Source organism: Enterobacter cloacae complex sp. IR5450, assembly GCF_049238665.1.
GTDB lineage: Bacteria > Pseudomonadota > Gammaproteobacteria > Enterobacterales > Enterobacteriaceae > Enterobacter > Enterobacter hormaechei_C.
This window is the reverse complement of record NZ_JBMKIC010000032.1, coordinates 39351-55287: the sequence shown is the minus strand read 5'-3', so window position 1 is coordinate 55287 and position 15937 is coordinate 39351. Positions and strand designations below refer to the sequence as shown.

Below are 15937 nucleotides of genomic sequence, written 5' to 3'. Positions count from 1 at the left end.
TAGCGATCAGATGTCACCGACAGAATATGAAAACCAGTATTATCAACGGCTCGGAAGTGTCTAAATTATCCGTGGCGATTCAGACTGTATACGAAAGCCAGTGACAGGACAGAATAAACATAGGCTGAAACGGTGGCACGGTTAATTGCCATCTCAACGCGAGTCATACCTTGTGAGGCCTGCCACAAGCCATACCCTGTGGCGAGCACAAACCCTAAGGCCGTTGCGAAGAAGAAAAATTTCCTGAAGGTGTCCTTATCGATATAAAACTTAAAGCGGTCAATATAGAAAATCAGGACACTCGCTAAAATTAATTTTTTGCTGGCACCGAGATAGTCGCTGTAAAGGTTGAGTCCCTCGTTATGATACTCATAGAGTAAATACCAGCCGAGGTTAAGTAATCCAATCAGCAGAATGGGCAGCGCTATAGTAAAAGGTCGCAGAGTGATTTTTTTATATTCGAAAGCCAGGCCAATAATACTGACGTAAATAGCAATATAGAAAAACTCTCTTTGCTTCCCTGAACTGACTAAAGCCAGTATCAAAGAGATGAGGCTCAAAGCGATCGTCAGTTGATAGAGCCGTGGTTTTATTTTTTCCATAATGCCTCAATAACCCTTTTTTTATAGCTAAAACGAACATCGGTGGAGAGGAAAAAAGACAATGTATACATGGCCTTTACGCGTTGTTTCACGAGCTGCAATTGTTGGTCTGTAAGACAGGACCGATGGTTGCTGTAAATATCAAACCAGTGGCAATTGACGAGATGCTTGTAGCTTGACGGAAATGTTCTTTCCATCTGTAACGTGCATTCGACAAGCGTTGAAATTTTGCTGGCGTCCAGAGTGCTCGACAAACTGTCGCGACGCTTGATGTAATAATAATGCCCCTGGCGTTGATAGACTATTTTGTTCGATTGCATCAGCATTCCAGGGAAGACAGCGAAATCCTCATAACATAACATCGGAGGAATAGGGTTACTCTCGTACAGGCTACGATGAATAAACTGGCCAATGAGATGTGCCTGAAAGTCTTTATGGCGTAAGAAACGAGCGACTGCTTCATTTCGTGGCAATGGCACAGGATTAAATCCCTGCCAGTCTGAAGTCATTTTCCGGGGATCGCGAATCTCAAGCAAACGTGTCAGTAACATGTCCGGACGTTGCGCTTTTAGAAAGGTCATTGCGTCCCCGAGGCTGCCCGGCTTTAAGCAATCGTCACTGTCGAGCATCGTAATATACTCTCCCGATGCCAGCGCGACAGCGCTGTTTCGTACCCGGCCTACGTTACGAAAGTTCACGGTGCGCGTGATGATCTGAGGAAATTTCGGCGACCACTCTTCAATTATTGCCTGCGTGGCATCCTCAGAACTGTCATTGAAAATAATGACTTCAGTGTCCTGACCGATTGCTGCCAGCAGGCTTGAAAGCGTGGCGTGCAGCGTAGCTTCAGCGTTATGCGCAGCAATAATGACGCTTAAAAAAGCCATAAAAATTAGTTTCCTTGAGCGTCGGTAGCGCTAGCCAGTGAGCGGGCTTTGGGTAATGTACGGACAAACTGCTGAAGATCGTGTAACGCGGAGTCAGTGACAGAGAATAGCGCTTCCCGTTCTTGCGGGAAGTAATAGCGCGTTTCAAACACATAAGAACAAATGTTGTCGTCATTCCCGATCAGCATCACATTGCCAAGCGGACGCTGTTCGTAATGACAACACGGTCCAAACAGCAGGACCACCGGCACGCCGACGGCGTCTGCGATATAGACATTCCCCGAGTCAGACGCGATATAGCAGTCCATCTTTGAAATGGCCCAGGGAAGCTCTTCTAGCGAAATTTTGCCAATAAGATTAATAAAATTAGGGATTTCACCGTAAAGGCGGGTGATATCATCCATCCACGACTGTTCGTTTGGCGCGCCGAAGACATAAAACTCGCAGGGTAAATCAGCGAGTTGATCAACAATCCGCTTCCAGATAACCGGAGGGACGGTTTTGGCTTTATTGCCTGCCGCAATACTGATGCCGATGCGGATAACGTCAGGTTTATCAAGAATAGCCGGCCAGGTCGTCGGCTTGAAGAGCGGCTTTGTGGCGTGCTTGGGAGAGTCTTGCCATGTGAGCGAGCGGTCGGCCAGTTTCAGGTAGTTCGTCACCGAAAGCGTTTTTTTGCCATGCTCAACGGTACCGTCGGCCGCGAGATAGAAAATCCCGTGATACCACCTGCGCGTGTAAATGCTTAAAAATTGTTTGTTTTTGGCATTGCAGACGGCGGCAAAAAAGAGGTTCACGCTGTTGGGCTGTAGCAGGTAGACGTTGTCGTAGCGGTTCATGATCCTGCACGCGAAGCACAGTTTACGCCACAGGTTGCGCTTATGCTGCTCAATAAAATAGATCTGCTCGATAGTCTCATCATGCTTCGCCAGCGCGCCAACGCTGCGACTGATCAACACATCGCTTTTTTGCAGCCAGGCCAGAAGAGGCGTCGCATTAATAAAGTCACCGATTTTGGCTGTTTGAATAACAAGGTTCTTGCCCGTGTCCTTTCGAAACAGCTTCCGGATGAGTTTCACCGGAAAGAGTAAAATCAGCAGAAATACATAACTCATGGGTTAAATATCCCTGTTGGAAAGCCGATGGCTGCCCTGTAAAAATGAAAAAATAGCATCTGCGCTAATATCCTTCGTTTGTTGCGTAGGGCTGACCATCTGATGCTGGTTTTTACCGTAACCCCCGATCAACCCCGGATCGGTCGGGCCGAAAATCGTGATATTAGGTCGATCCAGTGCGGCGGTTAAATGGCTTAACCCTGTATCCACAGAAACGACGGCGTTTGCGCCCGCCAGCTGTGCGGCAACTTGCGCCAGCGTGAGTTTGGGTAACACCTCGACATGGGAAAAACCGGCTGCCAGACGCTCCGCACGCTGACGCTCATGTTCAGCGCCCCACGGGAGTTTAATATGGATACCGCAAGGTTGCATTAGTTCAATCAGCCTTCGCCAGTGCGTTTCCGGCCAGTGCTTATCGTCGCGCGTTGTGGCATGCAGGAACACCAGATACGGCTCGGCATGCTCCTCCGTCTCGCGCAAAAAATGCTGTGCAATAGCGTAGTCACCCTGGGCTTCAGGTTTTGCATAGCCCAGGCTTTTCGCGAACAGCTCGCGGGTGCGCTCCACGGCGTGCTGTTGTTTCGCAATATGGTGTCGACGGTTATAGAACAGGCTCGCCAGCGGTTCGCGGGCGGTTTGCCAGTCCATGCCGTGCTTTACGCCGTGCGCCAGACGCGTGACCAGCGCGGCGCTTTTCACCAGCCCCTGGGCGTCGACGATCGCGTCGTAACGCCGGGCCTGCACCGCTTCGCGGAAGGCTTTGCGTTCGGCTTTAATCGGTGCGGAGAACCACGCTTTGCGCCAGCGGCGAATGGCCACCGGGATCACGCGATCAACCGCTTCATGCCAGGTGGGGATCTGCGCGAAGCCTTCTTCCACCACCCAGTCAAAACGGATGCCGGGAATGGCCCGCATGGCGTCCGTCAGCGACGGCAGCGTATGCAGAACATCACCCATTGAGGAGGTTTTAACGATCAATACCCGCATCCGTTATCCTTCTTCGCTCAACAGCAATGCGTTGAGTTCTTCAAGGACGCGCTGCGGCGTGATGTCGATCAGGCTCTGATGATAGCCTTCTGCGGCATCGCCTTTACGCACCTTGTGGTAGCCGGTGATTAAACGGATCACGCGCGCCTTGTGCGACAGCGGCGGCGTGAAGTCCGGGCTGCTTGGGCCATACAGCGCAACCAGGGGACGATCCAGCGCGGCGGCGACGTGCATTAAACCGGAGTCGTTCGTCACCACGGCTTTACAGGCGGCAATCAAAATAACCGCCTGCTCGAGCTGCGTTTCCCCGGCCAGGTTTCGGCACCAGGCCTGTTGCTCGGTACTGAGCGTGGCGAGAATTTCATTGCCCGCCTCATGATCTTTCGCCGAGCCAAACAGCACAATCTGATAGCCTTCATCGATAAGCTGTTTCGCCAGCTCTGCATAGTGATAGTGCGGCCAGCGTTTTGCCGGACCAAACTCCGCGCCAGGGCAGAACCCAATCATCGGGCGTTCGGACGAAATGCCAAATGCGTTGCAGGTGTGGGATTTCTCCCCATCGCTTACCTGGAGCTGCGGCCACAGCAGCGGCTGCGGCAGATCTTTCGCGCTGCGCATCACGCCTTTGTCGTAGGCCAGCGCCACGTAGCGCTCGACCATCAGCGGCCAGGCCTCTTTATCCAGCACACGGGCATCGTTCAGCAGGCCGTAGCGCATTTCACCGCGCCAGCCGGTACGATGCGGGATGCCCGCAAAGAAGGGCACAAGGGCAGATTTGAAGGAGTTAGGCAGCACGTAGGCGCGGTCATAGCGTTTCTCGCGCAGGCTGTGGCCGAGTTTGCGGCGTTCACCGATTTCCAGCGCCCCGTGGCCGAGCGGCATCGGGATCGCCTCGTTCACTTCCGGCATACGCGATAACAGCGGACGGCACCATGCGGGTGCCATCACGTCGATTATCGCCTGGGGATAACGCGCCTTGAGCGTGCGATAGAGACTTTGCGACATCATCATGTCGCCCACCCATGACGGGCCGATCACCAGAATTTTCATACTTATGCGTCGCGGTTCAGCCAGGCCATATATTCCGTTACGCCTTCGGCAACGGTCTTGAACGGCTTGTCGTAGCCTGCGGCGCGCAGGTTAGTCAGGTCCGCCTGAGTGAATGCCTGGTAGCGGCCTTTCAGCTTATCCGGGAATGGAATGTACTCGATGCTGCCTTTCTTATGGTACGCCAGCGTCGCGTCTGCCACCGCCTGGAAGGATTCCGCGCGGCCGGTGCCCAGGTTGAAAATGCCGGACACGCCATTTTCCAGGAACCACAGGTTCACTGCCGCCACGTCGCCCACGTAGACGAAGTCACGCTTGAAGCCGTCGCTGCCTTCGAACAGTTTCGGGCTTTCGCCGTTATTTAACTGGGTGTTCAGGTGGAACGCCACGCTCGCCATGCTGCCTTTGTGGCCTTCGCGCGGCCCGTAGACGTTGAAGTAGCGGAAGCCGACAATTTGCGAGTTCGCTTCAGGCAGGATCTGACGCACGTACTCATCAAACAGGAATTTGGAGTAACCGTAGACGTTCAGCGGCTGCTCATATTCGCGGGATTCGATGAAATCTGAAGTGCGCCCACCGTAGGTTGCCGCGGAAGAGGCGTACAGGAACGGAATTTCACGCTCCAGGCAGTAGTGCAGGAGCTCTTTGGAGTACTGATAGTTGTTATCCATCATGTACTTGCCGTCCCACTCGGTGGTGGAGGAGCACGCACCTTCGTGGAAGATGGCTTCGATCTCGCCGAACTCTTCACCCGCCATAATCTGGATAAGGAAGTCTTCTTTATCCATGTAGTCAGCGATGTTCAGATCCACCAGGTTCACGAACTTGGTGCCGTCTTTCAGGTTGTCCACCACCAGAATGTCGGTGATGCCTTTGTCATTGAGGGCCTTAACAATATTGCTGCCGATAAAGCCCGCGCCGCCAGTAACGATGATCATAACTGTAACCTTTGAAGTATGAGTCGGGGAATATCCCGAACGCTAATCTCTTTATCATATCATCACAATGCTCAGGCTTCAGCCATTCACCGATATGCAGCAGGGGTACGCGTGATTTATGCTGCAAAAACGAGAAGAGATACTGCGTCATCTCGTCATGAACTATTGGTTTGGGTAATATGTGCCAAAATTTGCCGAGTCTGGAGAATTGCAATGCGTGGTGATTTTTACAAACAGTTAAACAGCGACCTCGAGACCGCACGTGCGGAAGGGTTGTTCAAAGAAGAGCGTATTATCACGTCTGCCCAGCAGGCGGACATCACCGTTGCCGACGGCAGCCATGTGATCAACTTTTGCGCGAACAACTACTTAGGTCTTGCGAATCACCCTGAGCTGATTGCCGCGGCGAAAAACGGCATGGACACCCACGGTTTCGGTATGGCCTCCGTTCGCTTTATCTGCGGTACCCAGGACAGCCACAAGCAGCTTGAGCAAAAGCTGGCGAACTTCCTCGGAATGGAAGACGCGATTCTGTACTCCTCCTGCTTCGACGCCAACGGCGGTCTGTTTGAAACCCTGCTCGGCGCAGAAGATGCGATTATCTCCGACGCCCTGAACCACGCCTCCATCATCGACGGTGTTCGCCTGTGTAAAGCGAAGCGTTTCCGCTACGCCAACAACGACATGGTTGAGCTGGAAGCCCGCCTGAAAGAGGCCCGTGAAGCCGGTGCCCGCCACGTGCTGATCGCCACCGACGGCGTGTTCTCCATGGATGGCGTGATCGCCAACCTGAAGGGCGTGTGCGATCTGGCGGATAAATACGACGCGCTGGTGATGGTGGATGACTCTCACGCGGTTGGCTTTGTCGGCGAAAACGGTCGCGGCTCCCACGAATACTGTGACGTAATGGGCCGCGTGGACATCATCACCGGTACTCTGGGCAAAGCGCTCGGCGGCGCGTCTGGCGGTTATACCGCTGCGCGTAAAGAGGTGGTTGAGTGGCTGCGACAGCGCTCCCGCCCGTACCTGTTCTCCAACTCCCTGGCGCCGGCGATTGTGGCTGCCTCTATTAAAGTGCTGGAGATGGTGGAATCCGGCGCTGAACTGCGCGAGCGTCTGTGGGCTAACGCCCGCCTGTTCCGTGAAAAAATGAGCGCAGCAGGGTTCACCCTGGCCGGTGCTGACCACGCGATCATTCCGGTGATGCTGGGTGACGCGGTTGTCGCACAGCAATTTGCTCGTGAGCTTCAGAAAGAAGGGATTTACGTGACCGGGTTCTTCTTCCCGGTGGTACCAAAAGGTCAGGCGCGTATCCGCACCCAGATGTCTGCGGCGCACTCGCCTGAACAAATTGAACGTGCGGTGGAAGCCTTTACCCGCATCGGCAAACAGCTGGGCGTAATTGCCTGAGGACGTGTGATGAAAGCGTTATCCAAACTGAAAGCGGAAGAAGGGATTTGGATGACCGACGTACCGGAGCCGGAAGTCGGTCATAACGATCTGCTGATCAAAATTCGTAAAACCGCCATCTGCGGTACTGACGTTCACATCTACAACTGGGACCAGTGGTCGCAAAAAACTATTCCCGTGCCAATGGTAGTCGGCCACGAATATGTCGGCGAAGTAGTCGGCATCGGCCAGGAAGTGAAAGGCTTCAACATTGGCGACCGCGTCTCCGGTGAAGGCCACATTACCTGTGGTCACTGCCGCAACTGTCGCGGTGGGCGTACCCACCTGTGCCGCAACACCGTCGGCGTGGGCGTGAACCGTCCGGGCTGCTTCGCGGAATACCTGGTGATCCCGGCGTTTAACGCGTTCAAAATCCCGGACAATATCTCTGACGATCTGGCCTCCATCTTCGACCCGTTCGGCAACGCGGTACATACGGCGCTCTCCTTCGACCTGGTGGGGGAAGACGTGCTGGTCTCCGGCGCAGGCCCCATCGGTATTATGGCGGCAGCCGTGGCGAAGCATGTGGGTGCGCGCAACGTGGTGATCACCGACGTGAACGAATACCGCCTGTCGCTGGCGCGCAAAATGGGTGTCACCCGCGCGGTGGATGTCTCGAAAGAGAGCCTGACCGACGTGATGGAAGAGCTGGGCATGACCGAAGGCTTTGACGTGGGTCTGGAGATGTCCGGCGCGCCACCCGCGTTCCGCACCATGCTCGACACCATGAACCACGGTGGTCGTATCGCGATGCTGGGTATTCCGCCGTCAGATATGTCCATCGACTGGAACAAAGTCATCTTCAAGGGGCTATTCATTAAGGGCATCTATGGCCGCGAGATGTTTGAGACCTGGTACAAGATGGCCGCGCTGATCCAGTCTGGTCTGGATCTGTCCCCGATTATCACTCACCGTTTCTCCATCGATGAGTTCCAGCAGGGCTTTGACGCAATGCGTTCCGGCCAGTCAGGGAAAGTGATCCTGAGCTGGGATAAATAATGAAAAAGGGGCCAGCGGCCCCTTTTTTTACTGATTCTTTTTCTCTTCGTCCGTCAGGTAACGCACCTTGCGGGTGTAGTCCTGACCTTTGAACAGCAGTTTGTTATCCGGCGATTCCAGATACTTCTGCCATTCGGAAAGCGGGAAACCACCGTGCGCGCCAATCACCTCTTTCGGCACAACGGCTTCCTGACCGCCGATCTTCTTGGAGACCGGCCAGTTCATCCAGTCGCCCAGGTTAACCGTTTTTACATCCAGCATGTCCAGCAGCGCAGCGAGCGGCAGCTGATCGGTCGGCGGCTGCGTATCGTCCATCAGCTCCCAGGTATCCTGGAACAGCGTCAGCCACAGCGGGCAGATACGGCGCCAGGTCTTTTTGGTGGCCGCAAGAAACGCGCCGTTAACGTGATCGACCAGATACGGGCGCACCGTTTCTTTGTAATAGGCCGGCACTTTCTCCGCTGGCGCACCGTCCAGCTTGGCAATCATTTTGCCCTGACGGAAGCTGGAGTAGATGTGCATATCCGCCATGTTGATCTCTGGCATTTTAAGCAGGTTGAGATCGGAGTCGATCATCAGCACGCCTTCACCGCGCGCCTGCAACGGAGCATTAAGCTTCACCAGACGACTGAGGTAGATCTGCTTATAGCGGTAGTCTTCTTCACGTTTTGGAAGCGTGAGGGTCACAACGCGGGTTTTTAGCGGCAGCTCGCCGAAAGCGGATTCAGGCTGATCGCTGACGATAACAATCTCGCTGACGTCGGTGGCGTAACGCTCTGCAAAGGTCGCTGATAATAACGCCTCTTCGACGAAATCCGCGCCCGTACACGGGATCACAATGGAATCAACCGCAACGAGATCGCGCGTGACCGGAAGGGAAGCGTACGGAATGTTATGACGCCCGGTAATGTGGCGGTAGCGAGCATTCAGGAATTTAAACATGTTCTTCTCGTTTGGTTATTGCGCGCCAAGAACGGCCTCGACACCGTTAACATAGCTTTCAATGGCATACATGTTGCAGACATTCTGGTGTGCGGCAGCGGCGAGCCGGGCGCGCAGAGCAGGATCCTGCCAGATATTATCCAGATGTTGAGCAAGTTGCGACACGTCGCTCCACGGAAACAGCAGGCCGGTCGACTCATGATCGATCAATTCTGCCGTGCCGGTCACTTTTGAACCAATCACTGGGATGTTCAGCAGCATTGCCTCCAGCACGACGCGCGGCAGACCTTCGCTCTTCGAGGCCAGAATAAACGCGTCAAAGGTAGCAAGGTAGTCAAAAGGCGTGTTCTGGAAACCGGTAAAAATCACGTGTTCAGCAATCCCCAGCGCGTCAGCCTGTGCCGTCAGCGCGCCGCGCTCAGCCCCTTCACCAACCAGCACCATCTTCCATTTTGCCTGCGGGTGCCTCTGGTTGAACTGGGCCAGCGCCTCCAGCGTGTGATGATTGGCCTTGCGAGGGATTAACGAGCCAACGCTGCCGAACACAAACGTGTCATCATCAATGTTCAGGCGCTGGCGCATCGCGCGTCGGTCGGGCAAAGGCTGGTGGATGTCGATGGCATTGTTGACCGTGGTACACAGCGCTGGCCGGACGCCATGCTGAAGTAGCACACGTTCAACGCCGTGCGAGACGGCGATGATTTTTGTGGCATGGGTATTCACCAGCTTCACCAGCGGCGGGGTTAGCACCGGTTCAATCCGGCAGTGCTGGATTATCCGCGCATGCAGGTTTGCGCCCGCCAGATACCCTTCTTCGTTAGAGCCTGGCTGGTTGTTCATATACAGCGTATCGAATCCACCTTCCCTGAAAATGGTCTCGATCTTGCTGACGTTGGGGCGAATGCGCCACAGGGTATCGATATGCCGCGTAAATGCTTTGCGCGCTGAACGCGAGAAAAACAGCAGACCACGTCCCGCTTCTTTCAGTAGTTTTGCCCATGCCGGTTGCTTACGTTGAGGGATAACGAGTAGAGGTATCCCAATGCTATTGAGCACCTGGCCTATCGTTTCACCTTCAGCACGACTATAATCACTGTAAAAACAACAAGTAATGTCGAATTTTTCGCGGTTGATTCGCTTCAGAAGCTCAAGCATACTGTTGGTACCTCCCCCCCATTCTTTGCCCGTGTCCAGGAGGAGGATTTTACGTTTTTGCGGCATGTCTGAATCCGTATGCTACCCTTCATCTGACCGCATTATAAAGAATTTGTTGAAATAAAATAGATTTTTTGTATTTCTTTGTCTTTTTATAAGAAAACGTTTTAAACACGCTTATTTTAAAAGTGTGATTTAAGACTTTAATCGCCTCTTCTCAATTAGATACTATTAGCGAAAATATTTATGTTGTTATTGAGAGAGTGAGAAAATGTTTAAAATAACGGTCTGCTTATTAACGTTTAACTCCGAAAGAACGTTGCACGATGTTATTCCTCCTCTTTTAAAAATAGCGGATGAATTCGTTGTAGTTGATTCCGGAAGTACAGACGCAACGATATATATTTGCCAGAGTTATGGATTGTCGGCCATATTCAAAAAATATAGCTGGCACGGCGAGCAGATGAACCATGCCGTATCCCATGCGCACAACGACTGGGTGCTGTGCATGGACAGCGACGAAATACTCGATCAAGAAACCGTTGATGCTATTTTAAAATTAAAAATGGGCGATGAACCCGAACCGGATATGGCGTGGCGGATATGTCGTCACTGGTTTGTTCTGGGAGAAAATGTCCGAACGATTTATCCCGTCTCATCACCGGATTATCCGGTGCGTCTTTTTAACCGTACGCAGTCGCGATTTAATAACCGGCCAGTAGACGATCAGGTCGAAGGTTTTCTCCATTCTGAACGTATTCCTGGCTATGTCAGACATGATACATTTTATTCACTGCATGAACTTTTCAATAAATTAAACGGATATACCACTCGCCTGGTTCAATATCAGACGATACGTCCCTCTCTTAGTCGCGGAGCGATCAGCGCTATCGGCGCATTTTTCAAATGGTATCTGTTTAGTGGTGCCTGGCGTCAGGGCAAAGTGGGTGTGGTGACAGGGTTTTATGCCACGGCGTACAGTTTTTTGAAGTATTTCAAGGCCTGGTATCAGGATCGAGAAAAGAAAGAGTCCGTTGCAAAAGAGCAGTCGGACTCTTATCTGGCAGAATAGGCGTTAGCCGATCAGGCTTTTTTTCCCCAACCCTGCCACTGTTGCTGGACGTATTTAACCAGCGTACTGCTGCTGATGCTTTCGCCAATCACCGTGAAGAAGCGGGTTGCATAGACCGGTTCAGGCGGCTGTTTCAGCGTGCAGTTCTTCACGCCGCGGAATGGATTACGTGGCCGCGTTGCGGGTGGTTGCGCGCTACCCGGACGAGAAGTATCCACCTGAGGTTCATTGAGCAGATCGCTCGGACGCACCAGCGTGATATCGGCGGGTAAGCCCGGCAACATTTGCTGCAAAACGCGAACGGTAGATGGATGCGGATGCCCAATGGCAATCGCCGAACCGTTACGGCGCGCCAGCTGTACCGCGCGGTTGAACTGGACGCGGATATCCGCTTCGTTCTGGGAGTCATCCAGGAATACTTTGCGCTTGATGACTTTCACGCCCGTTCCCTGAGCGGCACGCATCGCCTGGCTGTTGCCGATGGTCATGCTGTCGAGGAAATAGAGGTTGTAACGCTCCAGCGCCTGCATCACTTTCAGCATACCGTACAGGCTGGAGGTCATCGCGCTGCCCATATGGTTATTCAGACCCACGGCATACGGCACTTTATTGTATGCATCGCGGATGATGCGATCGATCTCGTCGCTGCTCATGTCCGGGCGCAGGGTATCTTTTTCCAGCGGCTGCTTGCTGAGGGGGGCCATCGGCAGATGGATAAGGACCTGATGGCCGCCATTGTGCGCTTTGGTCGCCATTTCATGCGCGTGAGGCGCATTAGGCAGGACGGCGACAGAGATGGCTGACGGCATCGCCAGCACCTGATTTTCATAGTGTGGTCGATAACCGAAGTCATCAATCACAATCGCGAGTTTGCCTGCATAAACCGGTGCAGCCAGCGCCAGTGCGCTGACTACGGAAAAAACAATTCGACGAAATTGAAGCAAAACTTATCTTCCCAACCACGGCTGTGGATTGACCGCCTGACCCTGACGACGAATTTCGAAATAGAGTGACGGGCGGCCCTGACCGCCACTGCTGCCCACAAGGGCAATGGGTTGACCCGCGCGCACCTGAGTGCCAACGCTGACCAGCGCACTCTGGTTGTAGCCGTAAAGACTCATGTCGCCTTTACCGTGTTCAACCACCACCACGAGCCCATAACCCTGTAGCCAGTCGGCCAGGATCACGCGGCCATCGGCGATGGCTTTCACTTCGCTACCTTCAGACGCACCGATAACGATCCCCTTCCAACGTAGCTCACCCTGCAACTGTTCGCCATAGCGATGCAGGATCGTACCGCGAACGGGCCAGTAAGCCTGACCACGCGGGGAGCCGAGGCCGCCGGTACGGGACATCAGGGAACGTTCATTTTCAGTCGGTTTGTAGGTGGTGCCTTTGCGGGAGGCTTCCTGCTGCTTGTTACGCACCGCCTGCGCTTCGCGCGCTTCTTTTTCGGCGCGCGCTTTGGCCGCGGCTTCTGCCCGGGCAATGCTGTTACGCAGTCTCGATTCGTTGGCGCGCATTTCGCTCAGCTGGCTTTGTCCTGCCTGGATAGAGGACTCCAGCCCGGCGAGCGTCTTCTTACGCTCATTGCGCGCCTGCTCAAGCTTCTCCTGCTGCGCCTGCTGATCGTAGAGCAGCGTTTGCTGCTGGCTCTGCTTCTCTTCCAGCTCGGCTTTTTGCGTGGTGACTTCTTCGCGCGTCTGTTTCAGCTGCGCAATGGTCTCCTGACGCGCCTGGTTAAGATAGCCGAAATAGGCCTGTAAACGCTGACCTCGCTGGCTCTCTTCACCGCTGAGGATCAGCTGAAGACCTGTGTGTTCACCCTGACGGAAAGCAGCATCAAGCTGTGCAGCAAGGTTCCGCTCCTGGGCATCGCGCTGACGCTCCAGTTTCGCAATCGACGCGTTCATTTCATCGATTTGCTTATTGAGCTGGGCAAGGGTGTTTTGTGTTTCACGCAGCTTACGCGCGGCGGCGGAAATGGCCTCTTCCTGCTTTTTAAGCTGGGCGAGCAGGGTGGCGCGCTGCTGTTGCTGCTGACGTACCGCACGCTCTTTGGCGGCGATATCGGCCTGAATGGATTTAAGCTGATCGCGGTCATCCGCATGGGCGGATGCGGCGCACAGCAATACGCCAGCGCTGAGTGCGCTGGCGCAAAGCAGAGGTCTGACTGATAACCGAAGCGGCTTCACGACCCATGTGATTGAAAAAATCGCCTTTCCCCTCATGGGGAGCGATTATTCCACGATGAACAGCGGCTTGCCAGTCATCTCTTCAGGGATTTCCATACCCATCAGCGACAACATGGTTGGCGCGATGTCGGAAAGCTTGCCGCCTTCCACTGCTTTCACTGATTTATCACCCACATAAATCAGTGGAACAGGCAGGTTGGTATGGGCGGTATGTGCCTGACCGGTTGCCGGGTCACGCATCTGTTCTGCGTTACCGTGGTCAGCGGTAATCAGCAGTTGGCCGCCTACGGATTCAACCGCTTTCGCAACCTGCTCAACGCAGTGGTCCAGCGCTTCAACCGCTTTAACGGCTGCTTCCATCACGCCGGTGTGGCCCACCATATCGCCATTCGGATAGTTACAGATGATGGTGTCGTATTTACCGCTTTGGATCGCGGCCACCAGTTTTTCGGTCAGCTCCGCAGAGCTCATTTCTGGCTGGAGATCGTAAGTGGCGACTTTCGGTGAGTTAATCAGGATGCGGTCTTCGCCTTTAAACGGCTCTTCTACGCCGCCGTTAAAGAAGAATGTCACGTGCGCATACTTCTCAGTTTCGGAGATGCGCAGCTGCGTTTTGTCATTTTTCGCCATCCACTCGCCGAAGGTGTTTGCCAGGGAAGCGGGTGGATACGCGCATGGGGCTTTGATATCCGCTGCATACTCGGTCAACTGGATGAAATCGATCTTCGCCACTTTCTTACGGGCGAAACCGTCGAAATCGCTGTTGACGAAGGCGCGGGTGATTTCGCGCGCGCGATCGGCACGGAAGTTCATGAAGATCAGCGCATCGCCATCTTCCATGGCGGCATCGGCCTGGCCTTCAGCGCGGATCACGGTTGCCTTCACAAATTCGTCGTTTTCATCACGCGCGTAAGCCGCTTCCAGGCCTTCAACGGCGGTCGGGAACTGGAACTCGCCTTTTGCCAGGGTCAGCAGATCATAGGCTTGCTCAACGCGGTCCCAGCGGTTGTCGCGGTCCATGGCATAGTAACGACCAATGATGGACGCCACGCGGCCTTTGCCCAGTGCGGCAAATTTGTCTTCAAACGCTTCAAGAGAACCTTTTGCGCTGCGTGGCGGCGTATCGCGACCATCCAGGAAGGCGTGCAGATAGATTTTTTCCGCACCGCGCTCAGCGGCCAGTTCTACCATCGCCATGATGTGATCTTCGTGGCTGTGAACACCGCCCGCAGAGAGCAGACCCATAATGTGAACGGCCTTGCCTGCGGCAACGGCTTTATCAACCGCTCCGGTGAGCGTTGGGTTGGCAAAGAATGTACGTTCTTTGATTTCAACGTCCAGGCGCGTCAGGTCCTGATAAACGATACGGCCCGCACCCAGGTTAACGTGACCCACTTCTGAGTTGCCCATCTGACGATCCGGCAGACCCACTTCCAGGCCAGACGCATCAATCAGGGTGTGGGGACGTTTTGCCCATAGCGCATCCATAACCGGGGTTTTGGCGTTGAAAATGGCGTTATCCTGTTGATCTTCACGGTAGCCATAGCCATCGAGAATCACCAGTACCATAGGTTTTTTAGAAACCGACATTGCGACAACCTCATGCTCAAGAGACAAAAAATTTGCGTAATTTTACTACAGCTGAATCGATAAAATAGCCGCAGAAGATCAAAGAAAGCGCGGGGGCAAGGCTGTTCTCAGGCCATTTTGAGGCTTTTTTTACGTGGCATGCCGCAGAAAATAGATTAGCTTTATGTCGCTGGCTGTATTTGCCACAGCGCACAGGTATACTCCTGTCCTGGTTTTTTTAATCACTTAGTCGGGAGTTGTTACCCCCCATGCAAGAAATTATGCAATTCGTTAGCCGCCACCCGGTTCTGAGCATCGCGTGGATTGGCCTGCTGGTCGCTGTACTGTTCACCACATTTAAGGGACTGACGTCTAAAATTAAGGTGATCACCCGCGGTGAAGCGACACGTCTGATCAACAAAGAGGACGCCGTGGTTGTCGATCTGCGTCAGCGCGACGATTTCCGCAAGGGCCATATTGCAGGTGCTATCAACCTGCTGCCAGCGGAAATTAAAGCGAACAACATTGGTGAGCTGGAGAAGCATAAAGCCCAGCCGATTATTGTTGTTGACGGCACTGGCATGCAGGCGCAGGAATCTGCCAACGCACTGCATAAAGCAGGCTTTGAAAACGTAACGGTGCTGAAAGAAGGCATCTCCGGCTGGAGCGGGGAGAATCTTCCTTTAGTGCGCGGTAAATAAGGAGTTAAGTGATGGCCAATATTGAGATCTACACCAAAGCAACGTGCCCGTTCTGCCACCGAGCGAAAGCGCTGCTGTCCAGCAAAGGCGTAACGTTCAAGGAATTGCCGATCGATGGTGACGCGATTAAACGCGAAGAGATGATCCAACGCAGTGGTCGCACAACGGTTCCACAGATTTTTATTGATGCGCAGCACATTGGCGGCTGTGATGACTTGTATGCGCTCGACGCCCGTGGTGGACTCGATCCGCTGCTGAGCTAGAGACTTTAGGACAATT

At 53.8% G+C, this 15937-nt stretch carries 15 protein-coding genes and 1 pseudogene; 5 read left to right on the top strand and 11 right to left on the bottom strand.

The window, feature by feature from the left end:
- Positions 1-80: 80 nt before the first annotated feature.
- The 6 genes and pseudogenes from ACOTYB_RS19950 to rfaD all read right to left on the bottom strand — a co-directional run.
- Positions 81-602: pseudogene (locus ACOTYB_RS19950) on the bottom strand (O-antigen ligase family protein); the annotation flags it as partial.
- Positions 590-1489 (bottom strand): glycosyltransferase family 2 protein, encoded by a 900-nt coding sequence (locus ACOTYB_RS19945; protein ID WP_023315171.1) that lies wholly within the window; start codon positions 1487-1489, stop codon positions 590-592. The gene ACOTYB_RS19945 and the pseudogene ACOTYB_RS19950, both read right to left, overlap by 13 nt.
- Before the next feature lie 5 nt (positions 1490-1494).
- Complete coding sequence (locus tag ACOTYB_RS19940) at positions 1495-2604, bottom strand: glycosyltransferase family 9 protein (protein ID WP_022650153.1); 1110 nt, start codon at positions 2602-2604, stop codon at positions 1495-1497.
- Positions 2605-2607: 3 nt separating this feature from the next.
- Positions 2608-3591 carry a lipopolysaccharide heptosyltransferase RfaC gene (gene rfaC / locus ACOTYB_RS19935; RefSeq protein WP_022646632.1) on the bottom strand — a complete coding sequence of 328 codons (984 nt, stop codon included), beginning with the start codon at positions 3589-3591 and terminating at the stop codon, positions 2608-2610.
- A gap of 3 nt (positions 3592-3594) precedes the next feature.
- Positions 3595-4641 carry an ADP-heptose--LPS heptosyltransferase RfaF gene (rfaF, locus tag ACOTYB_RS19930; protein WP_003860863.1) on the bottom strand — a complete coding sequence of 349 codons (1047 nt, stop codon included), beginning with the start codon at positions 4639-4641 and terminating at the stop codon, positions 3595-3597.
- Positions 4642-4643: 2 nt separating this feature from the next.
- The gene (rfaD, locus tag ACOTYB_RS19925) at positions 4644-5576 is read right to left on the bottom strand and encodes an ADP-glyceromanno-heptose 6-epimerase (protein ID WP_003860858.1); all 933 of its coding nucleotides are present in this window, start codon (positions 5574-5576) and stop codon (positions 4644-4646) included.
- Between the two features lie 213 nt (positions 5577-5789).
- On the opposite strand from rfaD, the gene kbl reads away from it, so the two are divergent.
- Together kbl and tdh are read left to right on the top strand one after the other, a co-directional pair.
- On the top strand, positions 5790-6986 hold the full coding sequence (gene kbl, locus ACOTYB_RS19920; RefSeq protein WP_023315172.1) for a glycine C-acetyltransferase: 1197 nt from the start codon (positions 5790-5792) through the stop codon (positions 6984-6986).
- A 9-nt stretch (positions 6987-6995) separates the two neighbouring features.
- The gene (tdh, locus tag ACOTYB_RS19915; RefSeq protein WP_017383610.1) at positions 6996-8024 is read left to right on the top strand and encodes an L-threonine 3-dehydrogenase; all 1029 of its coding nucleotides are present in this window, start codon (positions 6996-6998) and stop codon (positions 8022-8024) included.
- 27 nt (positions 8025-8051) lie between these two features.
- Here the strand turns inward: tdh and ACOTYB_RS19910 are convergent, their stop codons facing one another.
- Positions 8052-8966, bottom strand: coding sequence for a hypothetical protein (locus tag ACOTYB_RS19910; protein WP_045350347.1), 915 nt, complete (start codon positions 8964-8966; stop codon positions 8052-8054).
- Between the two features lie 15 nt (positions 8967-8981).
- Positions 8982-10187, bottom strand: coding sequence for a glycosyltransferase (locus ACOTYB_RS19905; protein WP_023315174.1), 1206 nt, complete (start codon positions 10185-10187; stop codon positions 8982-8984).
- 205 nt (positions 10188-10392) lie between these two features.
- Here ACOTYB_RS19905 and ACOTYB_RS19900 point away from each other — a divergent pair, with 205 nt between their 5' ends.
- Positions 10393-11193, top strand: a complete 801-nt coding sequence (locus tag ACOTYB_RS19900; protein WP_104469555.1) for a glycosyltransferase family 2 protein — start codon at positions 10393-10395, stop codon at positions 11191-11193.
- A gap of 11 nt (positions 11194-11204) precedes the next feature.
- Here ACOTYB_RS19900 and ACOTYB_RS19895 read toward each other — a convergent pair whose 3' ends face one another.
- The 3 genes from ACOTYB_RS19895 to gpmM are packed head-to-tail and all read right to left on the bottom strand — an operon-like array spanning position 11205 to position 14978.
- On the bottom strand, positions 11205-12137 hold the full coding sequence (locus tag ACOTYB_RS19895; protein ID WP_032634365.1) for a divergent polysaccharide deacetylase family protein: 933 nt from the start codon (positions 12135-12137) through the stop codon (positions 11205-11207).
- Between the two features lie 3 nt (positions 12138-12140).
- A complete protein-coding gene (gene envC, locus ACOTYB_RS19890; protein WP_026094345.1) occupies positions 12141-13400 on the bottom strand; it encodes a murein hydrolase activator EnvC in 1260 nt (419 codons plus the stop codon).
- Between the two features lie 33 nt (positions 13401-13433).
- Positions 13434-14978, bottom strand: coding sequence for a 2,3-bisphosphoglycerate-independent phosphoglycerate mutase (gpmM, locus tag ACOTYB_RS19885; protein ID WP_022650159.1), 1545 nt, complete (start codon positions 14976-14978; stop codon positions 13434-13436).
- Positions 14979-15226: 248 nt separating this feature from the next.
- Here gpmM and ACOTYB_RS19880 point away from each other — a divergent pair, with 248 nt between their 5' ends.
- Together ACOTYB_RS19880 and grxC are read left to right on the top strand one after the other, a co-directional pair.
- The gene (locus ACOTYB_RS19880; RefSeq protein ID WP_003860840.1) at positions 15227-15658 is read left to right on the top strand and encodes a rhodanese-like domain-containing protein; all 432 of its coding nucleotides are present in this window, start codon (positions 15227-15229) and stop codon (positions 15656-15658) included.
- Positions 15659-15669: 11 nt separating this feature from the next.
- Positions 15670-15921 carry a glutaredoxin 3 gene (grxC, locus tag ACOTYB_RS19875; protein ID WP_003860837.1) on the top strand — a complete coding sequence of 84 codons (252 nt, stop codon included), beginning with the start codon at positions 15670-15672 and terminating at the stop codon, positions 15919-15921.
- The last annotated feature ends 16 nt before the right edge of the window (positions 15922-15937 follow it).